The organism is Pseudarthrobacter sp. CC4 (assembly GCF_048957775.1).
GTDB lineage: Bacteria > Actinomycetota > Actinomycetes > Actinomycetales > Micrococcaceae > Arthrobacter.
Map to the genome: position 1 here is coordinate 40,670 of NZ_JARCCZ010000017.1, position 24,877 is coordinate 65,546.

Consider the following 24,877-nt stretch of genomic DNA (forward strand, 5'->3'; position numbering starts at 1 on the left):
AAATGGCCTGCTGGCTGTCTTCACGTCTGCGAGGCGTCACGCGAGGCAGGTGAATGCGGGACGACGTCAGTAGCTGGCGGTGTTGTCGCCATCGGCAGCCTCCGCCGCCTGGATGTACTGCGCTGCCAAGGCTTCGGAGCCCCTTGCCAGGAGGGCGACGTCGGCGCCCACCAGGATGAAGTTGGCACCCTGGTCGAGGTAGTGGCGGGCGGTGTCCGGGTTGAAGGCGTTAACGCCCGCGGGTTTCCCGGCGGCTTTGGCGGCAGCGAGGCAGTGTTCGACGGCGGCGCGCACCTCGGGGTGTTCCTGCTGTCCCAGCAGGCCCATGGAGGCGGCGAGGTCGGACGGGCCCACGAAGATGGCGTCGACGCCGTCGACCGCCAGGATGTTTTCCACGACGGCTACCGCGGCTTCGGATTCGATCTGTACGGTGACGCTGATGGTCTCGTTGGCCCGGGCGAGGTAGTCCGGGACCCGGTTCCAGCGTGCCGCGCGGGCCAGGGCCGAGCCGACCCCGCGGACGCCCTGCGGCGGGTAGCGGGTTGCGGCCACGGCGGCTTCCGCCTCAGCGGCTGAGTTGACCATGGGGATGAGCAGGTTCTGCACGCCCAGGTCCAGGTACTGCTTAATGAGCACGGTGTCGTTGGCGGGCGGGCGGACCATGGTGTGGGCGGGGTAGCCGTGGATGGCCTGGAGCTGGGCGAGGATGGATTCGAGGCCGTTGGGGCTGTGCTCTGCGTCCACCAGGAGCCAGTCCAGCCCGGATCCGGCGCACAGCTCGGCGACCAGGGGGCTTCCGGAACAGACCCACATCCCGGCCAGCGGCCGGTCCGCCCCGGCGAGGGCGTCGCGGAAGGTGTCCTCTATTCGAAGCGGCATGTGACACTCCCCAGGGGTCCGTAGTCGGCGTGGACGGTATCTCCCTTGTACACCCAGAGCGGGCGGGTGAAGGAGCCGGCGAGGATGATGTCGCCGGCTTTCAGTGAGTCGCCGTGGGCGGCGATCTTGTTGGCCAGCCAGTGGACGCCGTTGGCCGGGTGGTCCAGGACCCCGGCGGCGACTCCGGTCTCTTCAACGGTCTGGTTCTTGTAGAGGATGGCGGAGACCCAGCGGAGGTCCACGGCGTCGGGCTTCACGGGCCGGCCGCCGATCACCATGGCGCCCATCGCCGCGTTGTCCGAGATGGTGTCCACGATGGTCCTGCCTTCCATCTCGATCCGGGAATCCAGGATCTCCAGGGCCGGGACAACGTAGTCGGTGGCTTTCAGGACGTCGAAGATGGTGCAGCCCGGGCCTTTCAGCCCGTCTTTCAAGACGAAGGCCAGCTCCACCTCCACCCGCGGGTGGGTGTACTGGTCCCAGTCCACGGAGCAGCCGGTTTCCAGCACCATGTCATCGAAGATGGCGCCGTAGTCCGGTTCGGTGATGCCGGTGGCGGCCTGCATGGCCTTGGACGTGAGGCCGATCTTGCGCCCCACCAGGGTCCGTCCGGCTTCCTCGTTCCGCCGCCGCCACAACAGCTGCACGGCGTAGGAGTCCTCCACCGTCATGTCCGGGTAGCGTGCGGTCAGGCGCGGCACAGGTTTCCGGTTACGGCCCGCCTCGACCAGTTCGTCCGCGATGGCCTCGATCGTCCTGTCATCCAGCATGATCTAGACCTGCGCCCCCAGCTTGAAGCCGGTCTTCTGTTCAGTGGCACCGGCGCCTTCTCCTTCTGTTTTCCGGGTGTAGGAGAAGCCGTCGGCGCCCACGGTGACCGCCATTTCGCTCTTTTCCTCGCGCTCGATGACCGGCTGCGGGTTGCCGTCCAGGTCCAGGACCAGGGAGGCTTCGGTGTACCAGGAGGGGACAACGGGGTTGCCCCACCAGTCGCGGCGCTGGTTGTCGTGGACGTCCCAGGTGATGGTGGGGTTGTCCGGATCGCCGGTGTAGTAGTCCTGGGTGTAGATCTCCACACGGTGGCCGTCCGGGTCCAGGATGTAGAGGTAGAAGGCGTTGGACACGCCGTGCCGGCCGGGGCCGCGTTCGATCCGGTCGCTGATGCGCAGGGCGCCCATCTTGTCGCAGATCTGGATGATGTTGTGCTTCTCGTGCGTGGCAAAGGCAATGTGGTGCATCCGCGGCCCGTTGCCGCCGGTGAGCGCGGTGTCGTGGACGGTCTGCTTGCGGTGCATCCATGCGGCGTACGTGACGCCGTCGGAATCCTGGATGTCCTCCGAGACGCGGAAGCCGAGGTCCTCAAGGTATTTGCGGCCGCGCGGGACGTCGGGGGTGACCTGGTTGAAGTGGTCCAGGCGGACCAGCTCACCGGCGGAGTAGAGGTCGTAGCGCTGGGTTAGGCGCTCCACGTGCTCCACGTCGTAGAAGAACTCGTACGGGAAGCCCAGCGGGTCTTCGACGCGGACGGAGTCTCCGATGCCCTTGGTGAAGCCTTCCTTGCGGCGTTCAACCCGGCAGCCCAACTCGCGGTAGTACGCCTCTGCGGCGTCCACTTCGGCGGGGGACTTCACCCGGTAGGCGAAGGCGGCCACGGCGGCGACGGGTCCCTTGCGGAGCACCAGGTTGTGGTGAATGAACTCCTCCAGGGTGCGCAGGTAGATGGCGTTCTCGTCTTCTTCGGTGACGTGCAGGCCGAGCATGTCCACGTAGAACGCGCGGGATTTGGCGAGGTCGGTGACCACGATTTCCATGTAGGCGCAGCGGACGATGTCCGGAGCCGGGACAGTGGGGGTGGGGATAGGGCCGGTGAACGGGTTGCTCATGATGGTCTCTCTTCTTTGAAAGGGGTTGGCTAGGCGCCGAATTTGGGGGTGTGGACGGTGCCGAGGGTGATGTGGACGGCCTGCTGGTCGGTGTAGAAGTCGATGGAGCGGTAGCCGCCCTCGTGGCCCAGCCCCGAGGCCTTGACGCCGCCGAACGGGGTGCGCAGGTCGCGGACGTTGTGGCTGTTCAGCCAGACCATGCCGGCCTCGACGTTCTGCGAGAAGTTGTGGGCGCGGGTGAGGTTCTGCGTCCAGATGTAGGCGGCGAGGCCGTACTTGGTGTTGTTCGCCAGGGCGAGGGCTTCGTCGTCGTTCTCGAACGGGGTGATGGCGACGACGGGGCCGAAGATTTCCTCCTGGAAGATCCGGGCGTCGGGGGCGACGTCGGCAAACACCGTAGGTGCGATGTAGTTGCCGTCGGGGAGTCCTTCGGGCCGCCCGCCGCCGGCCAGGAGCCGGCCTTCGGACTTGCCGATCTCCACGTAGGAGGCCACCTTTTCGTAGTGTTCGGGGTGGACCAGGGCGCCGACCTCGGTCTTGGGGTCATGCGGGTCGCCGACGACGATGTTCTTTGCGCGTGCGGCGTACTTTTCGCAGAACTCGTCGTAGATGGCGCGTTCCACGAGGATCCGGGAGCCGGCGGTGCAGCGCTCGCCGTTGAGGGAGAAGACGCCGAACAGGGCCGAGTCGATGGCGGCGTCAAGGTCGGCGTCGGCGAAGACCACGCAGGGTGACTTGCCGCCGAGTTCCATGGACAGGCCCTTGAGGTTGGCGGCGGCGTTGCGGAAGATCGTCTGGCCGGTGGTGGTCTCGCCGGTGAAGGAGATCAGCGGGACGTCCGGGTGCTTGACCAGGGCGTCGCCGGCTTCTTCGCCGAGGCCGTTGACCAGGTTGAACACCCCGTCAGGGAGGCCGGCGTCCTTGAAGATGGTGGCCCACAGCGAGGCGGAGAGCGGGGTGAACTCGGCCGGCTTGAGGACCACGGTGTTGCCGGTGGCCAGGGCCGGGGCGAGCTTCCAGGACTCCAGCATGAACGGGGTGTTCCACGGGGTGATGAGGCCCGCGACGCCGATCGGCTTGCGGTTCACGTAGTTGATCTGTGAGCCGGGGACCTTCATGGCGTCGTCGAACTGTGCCACGATCAGGTCGGCGAAGAAGCGGAAGTTCTCCGCCGCGCGGAGGGCCTGGCCCTTGGCCTGGGTGATGGGCAGGCCGGTATCAAACGTCTCGAGCTCGGCGAGCCGGGCTTCCTGCGCCTCGACGGCGTCCGCGATTTTGTTCAGGACGCGGGCGCGTTCTCGGGGCTTCATCTTCGGCCACGGGCCGTTGGTGAACGCTTCCCGGGCGGCGGCGACGGCGAGGTCGATGTCCTCCTTCTGGCCTGCGGCGGCGGTGGCGTAGTTCCGGTTGGATACCGGGTCCAGGACATCGAAGGTCTTGCCGGAGACGGAGTCGACGAACTGGCCGTTGATGTAGTGCTGGATGTGGTTGGGAAGGTCCTGCGGCACGTAGTGGGTGGCGGACTGTTCTGCAGTGAACGTCATTGTTGTTTCCTTCGTGATAGTTCAACGCGGGGTCACTTCTGGGCCGATTGGGGCCGTTTATTGGGCGTTTAGTGACCCCGCGTTGCTGGTTGCGGGGTGGTCTGGGCGAGGTAGGCGTCCAGGGTGGCGGAGCGGTGCAGGCGGGCGGCCTTCTCGATGGAATCGGCGTCTGCTCCGGATTCGATGAGCTGCAGCAGCCCTTCGTGCTCCTCCACCGATTCGCGGGCACGGCCCGGGACAAAGCGGAACGTGGAGGACCGCAAAGCTGCCAGCCGGTTCCAGCCGCGGTGGACCAGGTCCAGGATGTGCGGGTTGGGGCAGCGCTCGAACAGGACGCTGTGGAAGTCCTGGTTGAGCCGGGTGAAGCGGACGGGGTCAAAATGCTGGAGGCACTCGCGCATCTCCTCATTCACGGCGCGGGCCCGGGCAATCGCCGCGGCATCGACCAGCGGAGCAGACAGCGCGGTGGCGGCACCTTCCACGATGCTCAGGGTCTGCATGGTGTAGAGGTACTCGGTGGGGTCGATCCCGGCCACGGTGGCGCCCACGTTGCGTTCGAACTTCACCAGTCCTTCGGCCTCGAGCCGGCGGATGGCTTCCCGGACCGGGACCACGCTGAACCCGAGGTCCTTGGCGATGCTGCCGAGCACCAGCCGGTACCCGGGGGTGTAGGTTCCTTCCACAATCCGGGCCTTTACCGCGTCGTAGGCCTGTTGCGACTTGCTTCCCGCGGCCAATACTGACTCAGTCATTGCTCTTGCCCGCTTTCCAGTCCTCGTACCGTGCCTGCCACTGGGCGTTCATGGGGTAGAGGCCGTCAACGCTGTTGCCCTGCTTCACCATCTCGAAGATGAAGGCTTCTTCCTGTTCCTGCCGAATGCAGTCCTCGACGAGTTCCCCGGCGATGGCCGGCGGGATCACCAGGATGCCGTCGGAGTCGGCCACGATGATGTCGCCGGGCTGCACCGTCGTACCGCCGCAGGCGACGGTGATGTCCGTGTCCCACGGAACGTGGCGGCGTCCCAGCACCGCGGGGTGCGGGTTGGCGAAGTAGGTGGGCATGTCCAAACCTGCCACGGCGGCGTAGTCCCGGACGCCACCGTCCGTGATGATCGCCGCGGCGCCGCGGACCTGGGCGCGCAGGGCCAGGATGTCACCCACCGTCCCGGTGCCTTTCTCGCCGCGGGCCTCCATCACCAGGATTTCGCCCTCGTTCACGGAATCGATGGCGCGCTTCTGGGCGTTGAAGCCGCCGCCGTGGGACTTGAACAGGTCCTCCCGGTTGGGGACGTAGCGCAGGGTCCGGGCCAGCCCGACGACGCGGCGGTCCGGGCGCGTGGCCTGCAGCCCGTCGATGCTGACGTTATTAAGGCCGCGTTTGCGCAGCTGCGAGGACAGCGTGGCCGTGGCGACGCTCTCGAGTTTGGCTTTTAGTTCCGGGGTGAGGACGCTGGCAGGGGCAGGAAGGCCGGCAGCTTCGCGCGAACCCCACGCTTCCTCCCGCTGCACGTCGTCAACCTTGGGGCCGGCACCAAAGTCAGCGAACGGCGTCGTGCCTTCCTCCACCCTGGTGACCAGGCGTCCGGTGGTGGGGCTGCCATCAAGCGTGCCCACCTCCACCTCCAGCACGTCCCCGGGCCTGGCCACGGAGGCACCGGCGGGGGTGCCGGTGAGGATGATGTCCCCTTCCTCGAGGGTGAGCAGCTGGGAGAGGTCGGCGACCAGGCGGGCGAACGGGAAAAGCAGGTCCTCCGTGGTGTCGTCCTGGACGAGCTGGCCGTTGTGCCAGGTGCGGATGCGGAGGCGGGAGGGGTCGACGGCGTCTGCCGGGATCAGTGCGGGGCCCACGGGAGTGAAGCCGTCGCCGCCCTTGGAACGCAGGTTCGAGCCTTTGTCCGCCCAGCGCAGGTCATAGACGCCCAGGTCGTTGCTCGCGGTAACGGCGGCGACGTGGCTCCACGCGTCCTCGAGCCCGACCCGGCGGGCGGCCTTGCCGATGACCAGGGCAATCTCCCCCTCATAGCCGAGGAGCTCGCAGCCGGCAGGCCGTTCCACCGCGCTGCCGCTCAGCGAGAGCGACGACGACGGCTTGAGGAAGTACGACGGCTGGGCCGGCGTGCGTCCCCGCTGCGCGGCCCGGCTGGGGTAGTTGATGTGCACCGCGATGACCTTGCGTGCCGCTGCAAGGGTGTCCCCGTTGACCTGCTCCAAACCGTCTCCTCATCGAGTACAAAATCGTATACGATCACTATCGCGCTCGCGTCGGCGTTCGTCAACCCCTTTTCCGAGGGAATCCCGGTCCCTTGTAGTCCCCGTCACAGGTGGCGTACTGTGGTGCTCAATCGCAGGGTTTCTTATATGGAACCTGAAATTCTATTATCGAACAGCTCGTGCAGCTGAAGCGCCACACAACGAAGTGAGGAATCCCGTGCAGTTTCACCACCACGGTTACGTGTCGGGCGACCCCAGGGTCAAGCCTGCGGCAGGCGTCGGCATCAACCGGCCTGCTGACCTTCCGGACGAAGTCGACGTGCTGATTGTGGGCACCGGACCTGCCGGCATGCTTGCAGCCGCGCAGCTTTCCCAGTTCCCGAATGTCACAACGCGCATTGTTGAACGCCGGGAAGGGCGTCTTCCCATCGGCCAGGCGGACGGCATCCAGGCCCGGAGCGTGGAGACGTTCCAGGCCTTCGGTTTTGCCGAGCGGATCATCGCCGAGGCATACAGGATCACCGAAATGGCGTTCTGGAAGCCGGACCCGGCGGACCACTCGCGCATCGTCCGGGCCGCCCGTGCCGTGGACGACGAGATGGGGATCAGTGAATTCCCGCACCTCATCGTGAACCAGGCCCGCGTCCTCGATTACTTCGCCGAGGTCATGGCCAACTCGCCCACCCGCATGAAGCCCGACTACGGCTACGAATTCCGCGGCCTTGAAGTCACCGGCCAGGGGGAGTACCCCGTCACTGTGACCCTCGCCCGCACCTCCGGCCCAAGCGAAGGCCAGGAGCGGGTGGTCCGCGCTAAGTACGTTGTTGGTGCGGACGGCGCACGCAGCAAGGTGCGGGACGCCATTGGCTGCCACCTCGCCGGCGACGCCGCCAACCACGCCTGGGGCGTTATGGATGTCCTGGCCGTTACCGACTTCCCGGACATCCGCACCAAGTGCGCCATCCAGGGTGAGAAAGGCAGCATCCTGCTGATCCCCCGGGAAGGCGGCTACCTCTTCCGCATGTACGTGGACCTTGGCGAGGTGGATCCGGACACCAAGGGCGCCATCCGCAAAACCACCATCGAGCAGATCATCCACAAGGCCAACGAGATCCTCCACCCCTACACGCTGGACGTGCGCAACGTGGCATGGCACAGCGTCTACGAGGTGGGCCACCGCCTGACGGACAGGTTCGACGACGTCCTGCCGGAGGACCGCGGCACCAGTACTCCGCGGGTGTTCATCACCGGCGACGCCTGCCACACCCACAGTGCCAAGGCCGGCCAGGGCATGAATGTCTCCATGCAGGACGGGTTCAACCTGGCCTGGAAGCTGGGGCACGTGCTGGAAGGCCGCAGCCCGGAGAGCCTGCTGTCCACCTACTCCGAGGAGCGCCAGGTGGTGGCGAAGAACCTTATCGATTTCGATAAGGAGTGGTCCACCATGATGGCCAAGAAGCCCGAAGAGTTCGAACACCCCTCGGACCTTGAGGACTTCTACGTGCGCACCGCTGAATTCCCGGCCGGCTTCATGACCCAGTACACGCCGTCCATGGTGACCGGCAGCGACATCCACCAGGACCTGGCCACGGGTTTTCCCGTGGGCAAGCGCTTCAAATCGGCGCCCGTGGTGCGGGTGGGCGATACCAACCCGATGCACCTGGGCCACCACGCTACGGCTGACGGCCGCTGGCGGATCTACGTTTTCGCCGACGCGGCACCGGCCGGCGGGCACTCAGGTGTGGCGGACTTCGCCGAGTGGCTGGCGAACTCGCCGCAGTCACCGCTGGCCGCGACGCCGTCGGACGCTGACCCGGATGCCTGGTTCGACGTGAAAGTGGTCTACCAGCAGCCCCACACCGCCGTTGACATCAACGCGGTACCGGCGGTGTTCAGGCCGCAGGTGGGCCCGTTCAAGCTGACCGACTACGAGAAGGTGTACGCCACCGATCCCAACGCGGACATCTTCGAGCTGCGGGGCCTGGACCGCGGCGGCGTGGTGGTGGTGGTCCGTCCGGACCAGTACGTGGCCAACGTCCTGCCGCTCGCGGCGACGGCGGAGCTGGCGGAGTTCTTCGCCGGTCTCCTGAAGCCGCGCCATGCAGCGGGTCAGCCGCTGACGGTCTGAGCCGTCCTGTAGTCCGCGGCGGAGTAGACGCCCAGGATCCGCACCTCGGTGGTGAAGAAGTCCAGTTCCTCGAGGGCCAGCTTCAACGGCAGGTCCTCGGGGTGGCCTTCTACGTCGGCCATGAACATGGTGGCGGCGAATTCGTTGCCCACCATGTAGCTTTCCAGCCGGGTCATGTTCACGCCGTTGGTGGCGAAGCCGCCCAGCGCCTTGTACAGGGCCGAGGGGACGTTGCGGACGCGGAACACAAAGCTGGTGACTGCCGGTCCGGGAAGCTCATCCCGCGCCGGCAGCTCCTTTTCCCGGGCCAGGACCACGAAGCGCGTGGTGTTGGAGGGGTCGTCCTCAACCCGTGAAGCCAGCACTTCCAGGCCATAGATCTGGGCCGCGAGCGGGGGAGCGAGGGACAGCTTGCGGGGATCGTTCCACTCGCTGACTTCCCGGGCGGAACCCGCGGTGTCGCCGGCGATGACGGGCTTGAGGCCGTGCTCGCGGATGAGCTTGCGGCACTGGCCGAGGGCGTGGATGTGGCTGTGCACCTCGGTGGCACCTTCGATGGTGCTGCCCGGGATGCCCAGCAGGTCGAAGTGGATGGGCAGGAAGAACTCCCCCACGATCTGCAGGTTGGACTGCGGCAGCAGGATGTGGATGTCCGCCACCCGGCCGGCGATGGAGTTCTCGATCGGGATCATGGCCAGCTCGGCCTCGCCGCTGGACACGAGTTCAAACGCGTCCTCGAAGCTCGCGCAGGGCACGCTTTCCATGTCGGGGAACATCTGCTTGCACGCGATATTGGAGTTGGCGCCGGGCTCACCCTGGTACGCAATCTTCTGGGCCATGATCCGTATGGTTTCACGCCCCGCCCCCGCCCGCCCAACTGGGTAGCGCTAAGTGTCGTTTTGGGCGGCCAAAACGACACTTAGCGCTACCTAGTTGGGATGGGACGGGCCTAAACGGGAGTGACGCGCAGCCAGAGGTACTGGCGGGGGAGGAGCGTGACCCCCTCGTCCAGCTGCAGCGCGGCTTCGGAGAGAAGGTCGACGGCGGCAGGGGAGTATCCGGAGAAGGTTGCGGCGGGCAGGGCCTGGGGCTGGTCGCTGAAGTTGGCGAGGGCCAGGACCCGTGTTTCAGCCCCGGCGCCGCCGGGCCGCTGGTAGGCAAGGACGGAACGGTTGTTGGTGGAAAAATCCACCAGCCTGGTACCGGCCAGTTCAGGCGTGGCCGCCCGGACCTCAACCATCCGCTTCAGGCCGGCGTACACCGCGCCCGCGGGGGTGGACGGGTCGTGGCGGAGCGCGTATTGGCCCGCCGGGTAGTGGGGCCGGTGCACCCAGCGGCTGTCGGCGTCGTGCCCTTCCTCTTCTGCATACCCGTAGTCGTTGACCTGCCCCACCTCGTCGCCCAGGTACAGGAGCGGGATGCCGCCGGTGCTGAAGGCCACCGAGTGGGTAAGGAGGATCCGCTCCACCGCCTCGGCCGGGTCCACCTCCATGCCGCACAGGGACGCCGTGGTACCTGAAATCCGGCAGTCCCCGGTCTTGGGATTGTCCTGGAACGGGACGCCGCGGGCGAAGCTGCCCGGGAACCGGTTGACGTAGAAGGAGTTCAGGAAACGGCGGTGGTCGAAGCCGTTGATGCCAAGCTCTGCCGCGTCCTCGTCGGCGAAGGTCCAGCCGATGTCGTCATGGCTGCGCACGTAATTGACCCAGGACGTGCCGTCCGGGATGTTGTGCCTTCGTTCGAGCGCCTGCGCCAGCAGCGAGACGTCCCGGGTGGCCAGGGATTCCCAGATCAGCGCCATCTGCAGCGGATTGTAGGAGAGCTGGCATTCGGCCGGATCGATGTAGAGGGCCACCTCGTCCGGATGCACGATTGCCTCGGACTTGAACAGCAGCGACGGCGCGGCCAGCCGGCAGACGGCATTGAAGGCCTGGAGGAGGATGTGGGCCTCGGGCAGGTTTTCGCAGGGGGTGCCCAGCTGCTTCCAGATGAACGCCACGGCATCCATGCGCAGGATGTCAACGCCCTGGTTGGCCAGGAAAAGCATCTCCCCGGCCATGGCCCGGAAGACGTCCGGGTTGGAGTAGTTCAGGTCCCATTGGTAGGTGTGGAAGGTTGCCCACACCCAGCGGCCGTCCTCCATTTGGATGAAGGACCCCGGGTGGTTTTCCGGGAAGATTTCACGCACGTTCCGCTCGAAGGCGTCCGGCATGGTGCGGTCGGGGAAGATCCAGTAGTAGTCGCTGTATTCCGGATCCCCCGACGCCGCCTTGCGGGCCCACTCGTGTTCGTCACTCGTGTGGTTGAAGATGAAGTCCACCACAAGGCTGATGCCGTGGGTCCGGAACTCGGAGGCAAGCTCACGGAGCTGTTCCATGGTGCCCAGCTTGGGGTTGACCTGGCGGTAGCTGGAGACGGCGTAGCCGCCGTCGGAGTGCGGCTCGGGTGCGAGGAACAGCGGCATGAGGTGCAGGTAAGTGAGGCCCAGTTCCTTGAAGTACGGAATGTGGGAGCGCAGCCCTTCCAGGCTTTCGGCGTACCTGTCCACGTAGCAGACGCCGCCGAGCATGTTGTTGGACAGGAACCAGCCGCTGTTGGCCTCCCGTTCAGCGTCCAGGGCCTTCAGCTCGGCAGGGCGCCCATCCCAGGAGCGTGCACCCTGGACCACCAGGGCGGCCAGCTGGTCCTGCCAGTCCGGCCGGGATCCGTACAGCGTGCGGAAGAGGCGGCACAGGTCGGGGAAGTGTGCGTCGAACCGCTGCTGAAAGGCGCGATCCGGGGCGGTCCCCGCCTGCGCGAGCGCATCGACGACGTGCTGCCGCACTGTTTCGTCCGCACTGACGAACTCCTGCATTGAAGAACCCCTTCCGACCTCCAGCCGGCGGATCCGGCAGAAACTGGTTACGGCAGTATGCCACGGCGGCTAGCGCCGCGGCTCCCGGGGCAGGGCGGCAGCGGTACCGGGCTTATCCGGTGCGCGCCATTCGCCCGCAGGCTGCCGCCGCGCCAGTATCCCCGCGGCAAGGAAGAGAAGTCCCAACAGCCCGGCGGCGCCGGCGGCAACGTGGGCGCTGCGCGGCCAGAGCCCGGCCATTCCCAGGAAGGCCGGCACCGTGGCGGTCACCTGGCTGGCCAGGACCAGTGCCCAGCCCATGAAGGGGTCCAGCCCGCTCCGGCCGCAGGCCAGGGAGGCGAACATCAGGCCCCAGAGCACCGCCCACGCCAGCCACAGCACGGCGAGCAGGGGATCGGCAGGAAGCCAGAAGAAGGCAAGCAGCACGGCAACGAACGCAACCATCCCGCAGAACCAGCCCAGGCCCTTCGCCCCAAGGCCCAGCAGGATGTCCAGGCCCGCATAGGCGTAGGTCAGCCCGAACAGGAGGATCCCTGCTGCGGTCGGCGCCGTGCCGGCCGCACCGCCCAGGGACAGCACGACGACGCCGAGCACCAGCTGCACGATCCCCACCACCAGGCCCAGGACGGCTGCGTCGCGGCGGGGCAGGTGCCCCAGGGTGGCGAGTCCGTTGACCAGCAGTGCCGCACCGGAGAGGAGCAGGCAGGCGTACGGCATCAGGACGCCCCGCCGCCCGCCGGAAGCGCCGACGGAATTATCGCTAAGTGGAATTTTTCTGTCACAATACGGAGGTTAGAGCATTGTGATTGGGGCCGCCTAACAGTGGCTGGTCGCAATCAGTTAAGTTGAAGCGTAAACTATTTGGGACGACGCCGCCCGCCGCGTGGCTGCCCAGTGTTACGCCCACGGTGAGGAAAGATTCATGGATGCACGGCTGGAGGCCATCAGGGACACTGTCCTGGCCAGGAACCCCGGCGAAGCGGAGTTCCATCAGGCAGTAGTTGAGGTCTTTGAAAGCCTGGGGCCCGTCCATGACAGGCATCCCGAACTCCTTGAAGCCGCAATCCTGGAACGGCTCTGCGAACCGGAGCGGCAGATCATCTTCCGCGTGCCGTGGACTGATGACCAGGGCCGGGTGCAGATCAACCGCGGCTTCCGGGTGGAATTCAACTCGGCGCTGGGCCCGTACAAAGGCGGCCTGCGGTTCCACCCCTCGGTCTACCTGGGCATCGTCAAATTCCTGGGCTTTGAACAGATCTTCAAAAACGCCCTCACCGGCATGCCCATCGGCGGCGGCAAGGGCGGCTCGGACTTCGACCCCCGCGGCCGCAGCGATGGCGAGGTGATGCGGTTCTGCCAGTCCTTCATGACCGAGCTGTACCGGCACATTGGTGAATACACCGACGTCCCGGCCGGCGACATTGGTGTGGGCGGCCGCGAAATCGGCTACCTGTTCGGGCAGTACAAGCGCATCACCAACCGCTACGAATCCGGCGTCCTTACCGGAAAAGGCATTTCCTGGGGCGGATCCCTGGTCCGGCCGGAAGCCACCGGCTTCGGAACCGTGATCTTCACCCAGGAAATGCTGAAGACCCGCGGCACGTCCTTCGACGGCCAGCGCGTGGTGGTCTCAGGCTCCGGGAACGTGGCCATCAATGCGATTGCCAAAGCGCAGGCGCTGGGTGCCACTGTGGTGGCCTGCTCCGACTCCTCGGGTTACGTGGTGGATGAGGCGGGCATCGACGTCGCCCTTCTTCGCGAAGTGAAGGAAGTGCAACGGGGCCGCCTGAAAGATTATGCCGAACGCCGTGGCGGCGTGTCCTACGTGGACGGCGGCTCCGTCTGGGAGGTCAATGCCACCGTGGCGCTGCCCTGTGCCACCCAGAACGAGCTCGACGGCGGTGCTGCCGCCCGGCTGGTCCGCAACGGGCTCCTTGCCGTCGGCGAAGGCGCCAACATGCCCTCAACCCGCGACGCGGCGGCAGTGTTCCAGCAGGCCGGCGTGCTGTTCGGTCCGGGCAAGGCCGCCAATGCCGGCGGCGTTGCCACGTCGGCGCTGGAGATGCAGCAGAACGCCAGCCGGGATTCCTGGTCCTTCGAACACACCGAGGAGCGGCTCACCGACATCATGGTGGGCATCCACGACCGCTGCGCCTCCACGGCTGACGAGTACGGCGATCCGGGCAACTACGTGCTCGGCGCCAACATCGGCGGGTTCGTGAAGGTAGCGGACGCCATGCTGGCCCAGGGCCTGATCTAGGAGGGCAGGACGGCAGCATTCCCCGCCGTCCCGCGTGGAGCGACGGTTATCTCGGCCACGCGTTCCAGGCGGGGGTTGAGGTTGTCGCCGCCGTCCACCACGCCCCGCTGCCACCACAGCTTCAAGCCCTCCGGCACCACTTCGAGGCAGGCCAGGTTGTTGTCGAACCATGGGCCTTTGATGCCGGACCAGCGGAAGGGCGGATCCGGAACCCTGGCGGAGCGTGCCGCCAACGCCCCGATCGGCGCGGCCAGGCCGTAGGACATCACGGCGCCGAAGGAGCGCATCAGCCGCGGGAGCGGGTTGCGGATGGGAGAGCAGACCGCCTGGATGATGCGGCTTCCCGAGGGCCGCTCCACTTCGGAGACGTAGGAAAAATGCACGTCGCCCGACAGGAAGGTGACAGTCTCCGGCGCCGGACCGCGCGTCCCCTCTGCCACCTCCGCGGCCATGGCGGCCATCCGCCGGAAGCTGTTTTGGAAGGCACCCCAGTGCTCCAGGTCTACCGCCTGGCGCAGTTTCTCGCCGACCCGTGCCGGGAGCCTGCCCCATGCGCCCTCGGAGACTGCCTCGTCCCAGGCTTCAAGGTGGTGCAGGCCCATCGGCAGGAGGAACGGCAAGGACGTTGCCACGAGCAGGTGCCGGAACCCGCCGCGCATCCGGGCGTCCAGCCAGTCCATTTCGGCGTCGTCCAGCAGGGCCCGGCGGTCAGGGTCCAGGTTCCGGGCGGCACGGGAATCAACCACAAGCAGCCGGGTGTCGCCGAAGTCGCGGCAGTAACTCCACCGGTAGGTTTCCGGATCCTGGTCGGCCCGTTCGGCGAAACTGTCCAGCTCAGCGCTGATGTCCGGTTCGCCGTCCCCGCGGCGGGATGTGATCTTTTGCCAGATCACATCCGCGGCGCGCTCCTGCGGGGACAGGTTTCCCAAATGCTGGTAAACCCAGTACGAGGCCAGCCCGGCCACAATGCGCCCCTGCCACCAGGCGGTGGCCTGCATCGCCTCCCGCCAGCTCCTCGACGAGTTCCAGTCGTCCCGGATGTCATGGTCGTCGAAAATCATGGCACTGGGCAGGGTGGACAGCAGCCATCTGTTCGCGGGGTCGGACCATGCCAGGTGGTAGAGGTGCGCGTACTCCTCGTAGTCCTTGAGCTCTTCGCCGGGAGGCGCCTCAATATCACGCCGGGCCTTGATGAATTCCTGCATCTGTTCGCTGGTTAAATCCGCGTAGACCTGGTCCCCGAGAAATGCCACCAGGTCCGGCCACGGCTCCCCGCCGCCGCCGGAACTCATCGCCACTGCGTAGGCCCGCAAAGCGTCCACGCCGTGGCTCCGGTTGCCGGACTCGTCGTGCGGGACGCTGGTGCGGCAGGAACCGAAGGCCAGGCGCAGCGGCTTGCCGGGTTTGAGGGTGGCGATCACCGGCGGCAGGAACCCCGTCCCGGGCTCGGGCCACACTGGCACTCCGTTGACGGCCACCGCGTACGGTGTCACGGATCCGGGCTCCAGCCCGTCCACTTCCACCAGCGCGTAGTGGTGGCCGTGGACGGCGAAGGTCCGGGCTTTCCACTCCCCGGCCCCGGCGCTGACCGTCACGCTGGCGTTGTCCCGGGTTTCCACCCAGATGCTCGCCGAGGTCTGGTCCACGTACCGCATCATGGGGCCTAACACCAGTGCCGGGGTAGTCATCCCTCAGTTGTACCCGCTGGAACCGGCCCCGGCTATGGGAAACCCGCAGCTGCTGTCGCCAGGGTTGCCATGCCGGAGGCCGGCTGCAGCCATCCTTAGCTGAACCAGTCCCGCGCGGGGTTGGTGACCCCTGGGGCCGAGCGGTGCAGGCCCGGCTGGGCCGCCCACTTCACGCCGTTGGCCAGGACCCGCTGGACCTGCGGGTGGTGGTACACCGGGTACTCCTGGTCGCCGGGGCTGAAGTAGAAGATGCGGCCCTTGCCCCGGGTGAAGGTGACGCCGGAACGGAACACCTCGCCGCCCGCGAAGGAGCTGATGAAGATGAGGTCGTCCGGCTCCGGGATATCGAACAGCTCGCCGTACATCTCCTGTTCGGGGATGACGATGGGGCTGTCCACGCCCTCAGCGATCGGGTGCGAGGGCTTCACGGTCCACACGAGCTCGCGCTCGCCGTCGTTCCGCCAGGCGAGCGAGCAGCTGGTGCCCAGCAGCCTGGTGAACACCTTGGCGAAGTGCCCCGAGTGGAGCACGATCAGGCCCATGCCGCCGAGGACGTGCCGGTGGACGCGTTCGACGACGGCGTCGCTCACCTCATGATGGGCCATGTGTCCCCACCACAGCAGGACGTCCGTCTCCGCGAGCACCTCCTCGTCGAGGCCGTGCTCATCGTCCGTGGCGAGGACCGCCGTCGTAATCTCTGCCTCCGGGTAGAAGGAACGGAGCCCGGCGGCGATGGCACCGTGGATGCCGTCAGGGTAGATCTCCCCGATGTGGGGCGGCTCGTTGATGGCCTCGTGGACGCCCTCGTTCCATACCCGGATCTTCAGTTTGCCGTTCATTAGAGCCGAACCTCCCTCTGCTCCAGCGCTGACTGGTAGCACGCGTCGATGATCTGTGCCCGGTAGAGCGCCAGGGAGCCGTCATGCCCGCCCCAGACTGCCTCGCCGCCCCGGACTGCCGTGACGAAATCCTCCACCACTGCATCATGGGCGCGGCCCGGCAGTACCGGCGGGACGTAATCGGCGCTTTCGCCGTCCTTGTCCGTGAACACCCGCAGCTGGCCCACGGGCGGGAAAGGCGCGCCCTGCACCTTGAGCTCCGCGCCGCCGTCCGTTCCGTAAATCGTGAAGTCCAGGAGGTCGTCCGTCTCCCGGTACGTGGCCCAGCTCGCCTCGATCACCAGGGTTCCGCCGCCCTCGAGCCGGAGGAACGCCGAGGCGAAGTCCTCCACGTCGAAGGCGTGGCTGGATGCCAGGGCGGAGTAGGCGCTGCCGCCGCCCCGCCCCTGTGGTCCCAGTTCCGAATGGGTGGCCGCCGAGACGGCCACCACTTTCGGTTCGCCCAGCAGGTGCAGGGCGTAATCCAGGGCGTGGACGCCGATGTCCGCCAGCGGTCCGCCGCCGGCAAGCTCCGGGTTGGTGAACCAGCTGCCCAGGGTGGGGATGCCGGAGCGGCGCAGCCAGGATGCCTTGGCGTAGTACGGCCGGCCGAGCCCGCCCGCATCGATGACGCCCTTCAGCGCCTGGATGTCGCCGCGGCGGCGGTGGTTGAAGGCGACGTCCAGGACGCGCCCGGCTCTGCGGGCAGCGTCAACCATGGCTTGGCCTTCGACGGCGTTGCGGGCGATGGGCTTCTCGCTCAGGACGTGGATTCCCCGTTCCAGGGCGGCGATGGTGATGGGGGCGTGCAGGAAGGTTGGCACTGCCACGCTGACGGCGTCCAGTCCGCCGTGGTCCAGCATGTCCTTCCAGTCCGCGAAGGCGTTCGGAATGGCGTATTCGGCCTGCAGGGAGTCGCGGAGTTCCTGCTCCATGCCGGCAAGCGAAACGATGCTGACGCCGTCAAGGGCGTGGTAGGCCTTCAGGTGCTGCTGGCCGGCCCATCCGATGCCTACCACGCCCACCCGCAACGCTTCTGCCGGTGCTTCTTCGGGAAGGGCGGCGGGCTGCACTGACGGCTGCTGCTCGTTGATCAAAGGGGTGCTTCCTTAACTGGTGGGTGGCGGAGGGGGCTCTGTGAAGCCGGTTGGAATCGATTCCAACCCGTCGCACCGTTGAAGGCTGCCGCAGGTTTGGAATCGATTCCAAAAGTCTTGCAGCCGCCGTCGAGGACTGTCAACCCCTGGTGCTAGCCCTTCGTGGAGTCGCGGACCACGAGCTCGTGGGGGAGGAAGGTGCGGCCTCGGCGGTGTTCGCCTGGCTCAGTCATGCGTGCGAACAGCGCTTCAAAGGCCACCCGGCCCATCTCGTAGGCGGGCTGCCTGATGGTGGTCAGTTCAGGGACACACATTTCCGCCTGGACGGAATCGTCGAAACCTGCCACGGCGATGTCGTCCGGAACCCGCAGGCCGGCGTCGGTAATCTCGCGGACGCATCCGGCGGCCACAGTATCGCTGCCGCAGAAGACGGCATCGGGCAGCGGGTCCAGCAGCAGGAGTTCCCTGGTGAGGCGGCGCCCGGCATGGAAACCGAACTCGCCCTCAGCGAACAACAGGTGCTCCGGCTGCAGACCTGCCTCCCGGACGGCAGCAAGGAATCCTTCCTCCCGCAGCCGGCCGGAGCGTGCCGCCCTGTTGCCGATCATCGCCAGGCGCCGGCTGCCCGTTGCCAGGAGGTGCCGGGTGATGTCCACGGCGGCCCGCCGGTCGTCGATGGAAACACCGAATGCCGCCTCGGAATCGACGATCTCGCACACCTGGACAACGCTCAGTTGCCCTGCCAGTGCCTCAACATCGGCGTCCGGCATGGTGGGCGAAAAGAGGATCAGGCCGTCCACCGAGCCGTTGCGCAGCATGTCCACCAGCTGCTGTTCCCGCTCGAGGTCCCCCGAGGTGGGTGCGATGAGGCTGACATAGCCGGACAGTGCCGCGGCGTCCCCGAAGCCACGGAAGGCTTCGCTGATGACAGGGGAGTCGAGGCTCTTGGCGAGGGCCAGCAGGCGCATGGTGCGGTCGCGGCGCAGGTCGCGGGCAGAAGCCAGCGGCCGGTAGTTGAGTTCGCGGATGGCACCCTTGACCTTTTCCTTGCTCGCAGCGCTGACTGCCGGGCTGCCGTTAAGGACCCGTGAAACTGTCCCGACCGACACTCCTGCCGTTTTGGCGACGTCCTGGACTGTCGCTCGCGCCATTCCTCTTCCTTCCGCGACCATTGCACCGGGGTCCTCGCTGCCGTGCCCGTGCATGCAGTGCAGTGGCGGTTTTCCCCAGCTTAGCCGCAGAGCCCTCGCGGCCTGCCACCTATGATGGCCGACATGGGCGGCCAGGCCCGCAATGAGGTCGCCGGAACACTCGCACGAGTGATCGCGACCCGGTTGCGGCGCTACCGCACGTCTCCCGTGCCGCAGCAAACCGTCACGGCGGCCCTGGGGGAGGACCCTGCGCTCAGAGGGACGCCTGAAACTCGCTGGCGGATGACCGAAACGATCATTTAACACGCCGGAAACCCACCCCGAAATAGCCGCCATACAGTTGGAACCAGACGGCAACAGCCGCCCCTCCGCTGAACGTGGTCTCTCCATCCGCGTCCCTCCCCCGGAGTGCCTCCACGGAGCGGCTCTGACGGCAACTTACCGTTCTCTCTTCGCATCTTGAAAGGGGTTTCCCATGGATTCGGGAAATGTCGCTTGGATACTGGCCAGCTCGGCGCTGGTCTGCATGATGATCCCCGCCCTCGCCCTGTTCTACGGGGGCATGGTGGGGTCGCGCCGCATTCTCAACATGATGATGATGTGTTTCGGCGGCGCCAGCCTGGTGGCTGTCCTCTGGGCACTGTTCGGGTACTCGATGGCTTTCGGCAACTCGGTTGGGGGGCTGGGGCTGATCGGTGACGTCACCGAATTCCCCGGCATGGGGCAGCTGCTGGCCGCGGATGAGGAGGCGTCCATCCCGGTCATCCTGTTTGCTGCCTTCCAGCTGTTCTTCGCCTGCGTCACCACGGCGCTGGTGGCAGGCGCCGCAGCGGGCCGCATGAAGTTCGGCGCCTGGATGCTGTTTGCCGGCATCTGGGCCACGATCGTCTATTTCCCTATCGCGCACTGGGTCTTCGCCTTCACTTCGGCGGATGGCAGCGTGACCGGCGGCTGGATCGCCAGCGGGATCAAGGCCATCGACTTCGCCGGCGGCACCGCCGTGCACATGAACGCCGGCGCGGCAGCACTGGCCCTGGCCCTGGTGCTCGGCAAGAGCTCCGGCTGGCCGAAAGTGGAGCACGCCAAGCCGCACAGCCGCCCGCTGGTACTGGTTGGCGCCGGCCTCCTCTGGGTGGGCTGGTTCGGCTTCAACGCCGGCTCCGCGCTGTCCGCCGGCCAGTCGGCGTCGGTGGTTCTCCTCAACACCGCCGTAGCTGCCTCGGCCGGCCTCCTGGCCTGGTCCCTGGTGGAACGGCTCCGCCGCGGGGCAGCCACCAGCATGGGCGCAGCGTCCGGCCTGATCTCGGCGCTCGTGGCCATCACCCCCGCCTGTGGCGCGGTAAGCCCGCTGGGCGCGCTGGCCATCGGGGCGATCGCCGGGGCCGTATGCTCGCTGGCCATTGAACTGAAGTACCGCCTCGGCTACGACGACTCGCTCGACGTTGTGGGCGTCCACCTTGTGGGCGGCATCCTGGGCACGCTCCTGATCGGCCTCTTCGCCACCGATGCTGCCCCGAACGGGGTCAGCGGACTCTTCTACGGCGGCGGCGTTGAACTGCTCGGCGTCCAGGCCCTCGCCACTGTCACGGTGCTCGTTTACTCGTTCGGCATCACCTGGATCCTCGCAAAGATCCTGGACAAGACGATTGGCCTGCGGATCAATCCCGAGGACGAGATGCGCGGCATCGACCTCGCAGCACACTCCGAGCTCGCATACCTTACGGATGAGGATCCGGTGGAGCTGGGCTCTCCGCAGCGCGTGTAGGGATTCCCAGGAAGTCCGGGTGCATGCCATCCGGATCACGAGTCAGGCAGGGGGCCAACCTCCGGACCGGTGCCAGCAGCAGCTGGCTTATAGTTCCGAGGACTGGCCCTTTGTCATGCCCGGGCCGGTGTTAACCGTGTGCCTTGTCCTGTCCGCCATGGCGTGCCCGGAAGGCGTAGACCAGCAAGGCAGTGCCCGCCAGGATCATGACGGCAACCACCACGAAGTCCGCGGCGAGGAGCAGCACCGTGGACTGCAGCGCGAAGATCACCCCAAGCACTGCAAGGACAGCGGCGGGAATCAAGGGCCACTTCATCCGCCCGGCCTGACCGGCCGCCGGGACCGGAACGAGGGACAGCACACCAAAGGTGGCAGCCAGGCCCAGGAACAGGACGGCGGCGGTGGGCATGCCCTGCACCTGCGGCGGGAGTGCCACGACGAGTGCCAGCGTGAACATCACTCCGCCCGGGATAACGGCCCACCAGTTGTCCGGCTGGCGAAGGTAGACCGCGGCAAATCCGGCTGCCATGAACAGGAACAGGAAGGCCGCTCCCGCGCCGCCGCCGGTGAGCTGGGTGGCGGCGACAACCGCAGCCAGGCCCAGGAACACCGATCCGGGGATCGCCGCCCACCAGAACTCCCGGCCGCGAACAAAGAGCGATACGAATACAGCCCCCACAGCGGTGAAGATCACTATCGGCACATAGGCCGCGCTCTCGATCACGTCGAGGAGGTCCAGCAGCAACAGCACACCGACCGCTATCAGGATGACGCCGGTAATGATGCTTGCGTTTGCCGATTTCACTATTCGCCTCCAGGAAGCCGGCAGGCGCCCCGGCCGCTCTGCCGGTTTCAGGTTACGGCGCCTCCCCGAAGCGGACGTAGGGCACAAAGCCCCGCCTTCGCCACTACTCCTTGAACAGCCCGGCCAGGTCTTCCGCAGTGATGGCTCCGCCGGCAAGGGCGTCGCCTTCCATGACATCGGAAAACAGCTGCGACTTGCGGGCCTTCAGGGCCATGACCTTTTCCTCGATGGTGTCCTTCGCCACGAGCCGGTAGACCATCACGTTCCGGGCCTGCCCGATCCGGTGGGTCCGGTCCACGGCCTGCGCCTCCGAGGCCGGGTTCCACCAGGGGTCCAGCAGGAACACATAGTCGGCCTCGGTAAGGTTGAGCCCGAACCCGCCGGCCTTCAGCGAAATCAGGAACACCGGAGCGCTGCCGTTCTTGAACTCGTTGACCACGTCCGCGCGGTTGCGGGTGCTGCCGTCGAGGTAGCAATACTCGATCTTTTCCTCGTCCAGCCGATCCCGCACCTTGCCCAGGAAACCGGTGAACTGGCTGAAAATGAGGGCGCGGTGGCCTTCCGCCACCAGGTCCTCCAGCTGCTCGAACAGCACGTCCAGCTTGCTGGAGCGCACGCCCGAGAGCGACGGGTCGATCAGCGAGGCGTCCAGGCTGAGCTGGCGCAGCAGGGTCAGCGACTGGAAGATGGTGAACCGGTTCTTGTTCACGTCCTCGATCAGCCCCAGGATCTTCTGCCGCTCGCGCTGCAGGTGGGTCTGGTACACCTTCTGGTGGCGCGGGTTCAGCACCACTTCCAGGATCTGCTCCTGCTTGGGCGGCAGGTCCTTGATCACCTGGTCCTTGGTGCGGCGCATCATGAGCGGGCGGACCCGGCGGCGGAGCTTGTCCAGCTGCGCCTTGTCACCGTTCTTTTCCACCGGCTTCTGGTAGTACTCCGCGAAGCGCTTGGGGCTGGAAAAGAGCCCCGGCGCAACAATCGATGTCAGGGCCCAGAACTCCATGAGATTGTTTTCCAGGGGCGTGCCCGTGATGGCCAGCTTGAACGCCGCCGGCAGTTTGCGGGCGCACTGGTACGCCTTGGACTGGTGGTTCTTCACGAACTGCGCCTCGTCCAGCACCAGGCCGGACCATGTGCGGGAGGCATAGGACTCGTAATCGATCCGGAACAGGGCGTAGGACGTGATCACGATGTCCGCCCCGGCCAGGACCTCCGCGGCGTCCTGCCCGCTCTTTCCGAACGTCTCGCTGACGGCGTGCACCTTCAGGCCGGGCGCAAAGCGCGCCGCCTCCGCGGCCCAGTTGCCCACCACGCTGGTGGGGGCAACCACCAAAAAGGGAGCACCGGCGTCGGGCTGGCCTGCTGAAGCGATGGCGCCGGTGATGCTGTCACCGCTGCGGCGAGCGCCGGCGTCGGACGCTGGAGTGTCTGCCGCCGCCAGCGCCAGCTCCTTGGCGGCGCACATCAGGGCCAGCGCCTGCACGGTCTTGCCGAGGCCCATGTCATCCGCGAGGATGCCGCCCAGGCTGTGCCGGTACAGGAAGGTGAGCCAGTTGAAGCCTTCCAGCTGGTACGGGCGCAGCTCCGCGTTGAGGGTGGCGGGGAGCGGGAGGCCGTCCATGCCGCCTTCGAGCAGGCCCCCCACCGCGGACCGCCACGCGGCCGCCTGCTCGTCCACGACACCCAGCTGGGCCAGTTCATCCCACAGGCCGGCCTGGAAGCGGCTGATCTGCAGCGGCGCGTCCTTGTTGTCCTGCAGCGAGCGGGCTTCCTCAATGAGCGCGCGCAGCTGGTGCAGCTCGGGCAGGTCCAGGGAGAAGTAGGCGCCGCTGGGCAGCAGCATCTTGGTCTGCCCGGCGGCCAGGGCGGAGAACACCGCGGCGAAGGACACCGGCTGGCCTTCCAGCGAGATCTGGATGCCAAGGTCGAACCAGTCGCGCTGCTCGGTGGCCTTGGTGGAGAGGGACACCACCGGAGCTTCCTCGGCCTCGCGGTAGTCGGCGATGTCGCCCACGGTGTCCACCTCGACGTCGGGGGCTTCGCGCAGGCGCGGCAGGACCTCCTCGGTGAAGGCCAGGGTGTCCAGGCCCGTCAGTTCGGCGGAGGCCGCGAGCCGGGGGGTGCCCCAGCCGCCGGTGGCGGACTCGCCCAGCGCCGGCACCATGTCCCACGGCTGGCCGATGCCTTCCAGGATGCGGGCCTCGGCGGTGTCGTCGCGGTAGCCGTGGTCGCCGGGGTGGCGCCAGAGGGGCTGGGCCGTGACGAGGTTTCCGCTCTTGTAGTGCCACTCCCAGTGCAGCCGCACGCGGTGGTCCGCGCCGTAGTTTGCCAGCAGGGACAGGGTGGGGACTGCGAGCGCCGGCAGCTCGACGGATTCGTCCCTGGCAGTGACCCGGGCAGTCTGCTTCAGCTTCGGATAGAAGCCGGTCAGGAAGCGCGATTCGTCCTTGGCCGGAATGTGCAGGGTGCTGCCGGCCGTCACGAACGCGAGCAGCTCCTCGCTCAGGCCGCTTTCCAGCGGTGCAAGGGTGATGATCCCGTCGGGGTCGGGCACGCCGGGCAACGACGCTTCTCCGGCGGTGAAGAAGATCCCGTGGGCGGGCCGGCCGATGGTGCCCACGGACGCCGGATCAACCTCGGCCCCCTCCACGGTGATGGCGGGCGCCAGTTCCAGCCCGCCGTCGGCAGCTGTTGTGCCTTGGGAACCTGCCCCGGCGGCGGAGGGTCCGGTGCCGGGGGAGCCGTAGCGGCCGAGGTTAAGGCCGACGGCGGCAGGGGCTTCGGCGAGCCGCACAGGCTCAGTGCCGCGCGAGTGCACCAGGGTGAGGCCGATCTTGCGGGCGTCTGCCAGCAGGCTCCACAGGTTCTTGCCGGCGTAGGAGTTCAGGCCGAGCCAGAAGCCGGAGGGGTTGTACGTCCGGCCGGCAGCGGCGGAATGGCCGGCCAGGAACTCCTGCATCCACTCCACATGCGCCGGGTTGCACTCGCGCCGGAAGTTCAGGTAGTTCAGGGTGGTCCAGGAGACGTCACCGCGGATCCACTTGCCCTTGGCGCCCATGATCACCGGCCGGGCCTTGAGCTGGCGCACGCTGCGGAGCGGGTCCCGCCGACCTGTGTAGGAGAAGTGCGGGGCGGGTTCTTCGATCTCAAATTGCAGCGCCAGCGGAACACCCGTGCTGGGAGGTGCGGTTCCCTGCGAGATCAGCGGGCTGAGCGCCTGCTCCCAGTCGGACAGGGCGGGAGCGGACGGGCTGCGGGACAGCTGTGTGGACGTTGACGGCGCCAGCAGCTGCACGCGGATGGCGGGGTTGTCCTCGGCGGCGAAGAGCAGCGCGGCCACGTGCTTGCAGTCCTTGCGGACCGGGCAGCTGCACACGCCCACGGTGCAGCTCCAGCCGCCTGCCTTGCGGACCAGCTTGGCAGTGGTGGAGTAGGGCACGTCCGCCCCGCCGCGGACCTTGCCCAGCATGAGCCCGGTGGCGGCGTCGAACGAAATGCCCGAGACGCGGCTGCCCATGGCATACGCCAGCCCGGCCGCCAGGGAACGGTCGTTGATGGCGGGGGTTTGTATTGCCAGTGCCGTACTTTCGTCCGGTTGGGATGGAATGGTGCGCGCTACTTTCAGCAGGCCGCGGCGGGCCGCGGCCGGTGGGTGGTTATCTGATCCATCTTAGTTCGCCGGCCGGGCGTGGCGTGCCGCCGTTCCCGCGGCTCCCGCCCTTCGCCGGCTGCCC

At 67.0% G+C, this 24,877-nt stretch carries 18 protein-coding genes; 3 read left to right on the forward strand and 15 right to left on the reverse strand.

Annotated features, from left to right (window positions below; all coding sequences use genetic code 11):
* Positions 1-66: 66 nt before the first annotated feature.
* The 6 genes from PV768_RS12830 to PV768_RS12855 all read right to left on the reverse strand — a co-directional run bounded on the left by PV768_RS12830 (position 67) and on the right by PV768_RS12855 (position 6,517).
* Positions 67-879, reverse strand: a complete 813-nt coding sequence (locus PV768_RS12830) for an HpcH/HpaI aldolase family protein (RefSeq protein WP_421093205.1) — start codon at positions 877-879, stop codon at positions 67-69.
* Complete coding sequence (hpaH, locus tag PV768_RS12835; protein ID WP_321214642.1) at positions 864-1,649, reverse strand: 2-oxo-hept-4-ene-1,7-dioate hydratase; 786 nt, start codon at positions 1,647-1,649, stop codon at positions 864-866. Before hpaH ends, PV768_RS12830 begins: the two co-directional genes overlap by 16 nt.
* 3 nt (positions 1,650-1,652) lie before the next feature.
* Entirely contained in the window at positions 1,653-2,762 is a 1,110-nt protein-coding gene (hpaD, locus tag PV768_RS12840; protein ID WP_157240556.1) for a 3,4-dihydroxyphenylacetate 2,3-dioxygenase, read from the reverse strand.
* A 29-nt stretch (positions 2,763-2,791) separates the two neighbouring features.
* The gene (gene hpaE, locus PV768_RS12845; RefSeq protein WP_321214641.1) at positions 2,792-4,306 is read right to left on the reverse strand and encodes a 5-carboxymethyl-2-hydroxymuconate semialdehyde dehydrogenase; all 1,515 of its coding nucleotides are present in this window, start codon (positions 4,304-4,306) and stop codon (positions 2,792-2,794) included.
* Between the two features lie 68 nt (positions 4,307-4,374).
* A complete protein-coding gene (locus tag PV768_RS12850; protein WP_421093206.1) occupies positions 4,375-5,058 on the reverse strand; it encodes a GntR family transcriptional regulator in 684 nt (227 codons plus the stop codon).
* Positions 5,051-6,517 (reverse strand): fumarylacetoacetate hydrolase family protein, encoded by a 1,467-nt coding sequence (locus PV768_RS12855; protein WP_421093207.1) that lies wholly within the window; start codon positions 6,515-6,517, stop codon positions 5,051-5,053. Before PV768_RS12855 ends, PV768_RS12850 begins: the two co-directional genes overlap by 8 nt.
* 217 nt (positions 6,518-6,734) lie before the next feature.
* On the opposite strand from PV768_RS12855, the gene PV768_RS12860 reads away from it, so the two are divergent.
* Positions 6,735-8,645, forward strand: a complete 1,911-nt coding sequence (locus PV768_RS12860; protein WP_321214638.1) for an FAD-binding monooxygenase — start codon at positions 6,735-6,737, stop codon at positions 8,643-8,645.
* Here PV768_RS12860 and PV768_RS12865 read toward each other — a convergent pair.
* From PV768_RS12865 to PV768_RS12875, 3 genes are all read right to left on the reverse strand, one after another.
* Complete coding sequence (locus tag PV768_RS12865) at positions 8,627-9,484, reverse strand: prephenate dehydratase (protein ID WP_157240564.1); 858 nt, start codon at positions 9,482-9,484, stop codon at positions 8,627-8,629. The genes PV768_RS12860 and PV768_RS12865 overlap by 19 nt on opposite strands.
* Before the next feature lie 110 nt (positions 9,485-9,594).
* The gene (locus PV768_RS12870) at positions 9,595-11,499 is read right to left on the reverse strand and encodes an alpha-amylase family glycosyl hydrolase (protein WP_421093208.1); all 1,905 of its coding nucleotides are present in this window, start codon (positions 11,497-11,499) and stop codon (positions 9,595-9,597) included.
* A 69-nt stretch (positions 11,500-11,568) separates the two neighbouring features.
* On the reverse strand, positions 11,569-12,216 hold the full coding sequence (locus PV768_RS12875) for an AmiS/UreI family transporter (RefSeq protein ID WP_421093209.1): 648 nt from the start codon (positions 12,214-12,216) through the stop codon (positions 11,569-11,571).
* 205 nt (positions 12,217-12,421) lie between these two features.
* On the opposite strand from PV768_RS12875, the gene gdhA reads away from it, so the two are divergent.
* A complete protein-coding gene (gene gdhA, locus PV768_RS12880; protein ID WP_421093210.1) occupies positions 12,422-13,759 on the forward strand; it encodes an NADP-specific glutamate dehydrogenase in 1,338 nt (445 codons plus the stop codon).
* Here gdhA and PV768_RS12885 read toward each other — a convergent pair.
* The 4 genes from PV768_RS12885 to PV768_RS12900 all read right to left on the reverse strand — a co-directional run bounded on the left by PV768_RS12885 (position 13,756) and on the right by PV768_RS12900 (position 18,573).
* Complete coding sequence (locus tag PV768_RS12885; RefSeq protein WP_421093211.1) at positions 13,756-15,447, reverse strand: alkaline phosphatase D family protein; 1,692 nt, start codon at positions 15,445-15,447, stop codon at positions 13,756-13,758. The genes gdhA and PV768_RS12885 overlap by 4 nt on opposite strands.
* 95 nt (positions 15,448-15,542) lie before the next feature.
* Positions 15,543-16,286, reverse strand: a complete 744-nt coding sequence (locus PV768_RS12890) for a ThuA domain-containing protein (RefSeq protein ID WP_157240573.1) — start codon at positions 16,284-16,286, stop codon at positions 15,543-15,545.
* The gene (locus PV768_RS12895; RefSeq protein ID WP_157240575.1) at positions 16,286-17,422 is read right to left on the reverse strand and encodes a Gfo/Idh/MocA family protein; all 1,137 of its coding nucleotides are present in this window, start codon (positions 17,420-17,422) and stop codon (positions 16,286-16,288) included. Before PV768_RS12895 ends, PV768_RS12890 begins: the two co-directional genes overlap by 1 nt.
* Positions 17,423-17,574: 152 nt before the next feature.
* Complete coding sequence (locus PV768_RS12900) at positions 17,575-18,573, reverse strand: LacI family DNA-binding transcriptional regulator (protein WP_157240577.1); 999 nt, start codon at positions 18,571-18,573, stop codon at positions 17,575-17,577.
* Positions 18,574-19,048: 475 nt separating this feature from the next.
* On the opposite strand from PV768_RS12900, the gene PV768_RS12905 reads away from it, so the two are divergent.
* Positions 19,049-20,338 (forward strand): ammonium transporter, encoded by a 1,290-nt coding sequence (locus PV768_RS12905; protein WP_157240579.1) that lies wholly within the window; start codon positions 19,049-19,051, stop codon positions 20,336-20,338.
* Positions 20,339-20,468: 130 nt separating this feature from the next.
* Here the strand turns inward: PV768_RS12905 and PV768_RS12910 are convergent, their stop codons facing one another.
* On the reverse strand, positions 20,469-21,143 hold the full coding sequence (locus tag PV768_RS12910; protein ID WP_370460556.1) for a hypothetical protein: 675 nt from the start codon (positions 21,141-21,143) through the stop codon (positions 20,469-20,471).
* Positions 21,144-21,246: 103 nt separating this feature from the next.
* Positions 21,247-24,750 carry an SNF2-related protein gene (locus PV768_RS12915; RefSeq protein WP_370460780.1) on the reverse strand — a complete coding sequence of 1,168 codons (3,504 nt, stop codon included), beginning with the start codon at positions 24,748-24,750 and terminating at the stop codon, positions 21,247-21,249.
* Between the last annotated feature and the right edge of the window lie 127 nt (positions 24,751-24,877).

Coding starts and splice junctions, on each gene's coding strand:
- PV768_RS12830 (WP_421093205.1), bottom strand. CDS start 879: ATGCCGCTTCGAATAGAGGACACCTTCCGCGACGCCCTCGCCGGGGCG.
- hpaH (WP_321214642.1), bottom strand. CDS start 1,649: ATGCTGGATGACAGGACGATCGAGGCCATCGCGGACGAACTGGTCGAG.
- hpaD (WP_157240556.1), bottom strand. CDS start 2,762: ATGAGCAACCCGTTCACCGGCCCTATCCCCACCCCCACTGTCCCGGCT.
- hpaE (WP_321214641.1), bottom strand. CDS start 4,306: ATGACGTTCACTGCAGAACAGTCCGCCACCCACTACGTGCCGCAGGAC.
- PV768_RS12850 (WP_421093206.1), bottom strand. CDS start 5,058: ATGACTGAGTCAGTATTGGCCGCGGGAAGCAAGTCGCAACAGGCCTAC.
- PV768_RS12865 (WP_157240564.1), bottom strand. CDS start 9,484: ATGGCCCAGAAGATTGCGTACCAGGGTGAGCCCGGCGCCAACTCCAAT.
- PV768_RS12870 (WP_421093208.1), bottom strand. CDS start 11,499: ATGCAGGAGTTCGTCAGTGCGGACGAAACAGTGCGGCAGCACGTCGTC.
- PV768_RS12875 (WP_421093209.1), bottom strand. CDS start 12,216: ATGCCGTACGCCTGCCTGCTCCTCTCCGGTGCGGCACTGCTGGTCAAC.
- gdhA (WP_421093210.1), top strand. CDS start 12,422: ATGGATGCACGGCTGGAGGCCATCAGGGACACTGTCCTGGCCAGGAAC.
- PV768_RS12885 (WP_421093211.1), bottom strand. CDS start 15,447: ATGACTACCCCGGCACTGGTGTTAGGCCCCATGATGCGGTACGTGGAC.
- PV768_RS12890 (WP_157240573.1), bottom strand. CDS start 16,286: ATGAACGGCAAACTGAAGATCCGGGTATGGAACGAGGGCGTCCACGAG.
- PV768_RS12900 (WP_157240577.1), bottom strand. CDS start 18,573: ATGGCGCGAGCGACAGTCCAGGACGTCGCCAAAACGGCAGGAGTGTCG.
- PV768_RS12905 (WP_157240579.1), top strand. CDS start 19,049: ATGGATTCGGGAAATGTCGCTTGGATACTGGCCAGCTCGGCGCTGGTC.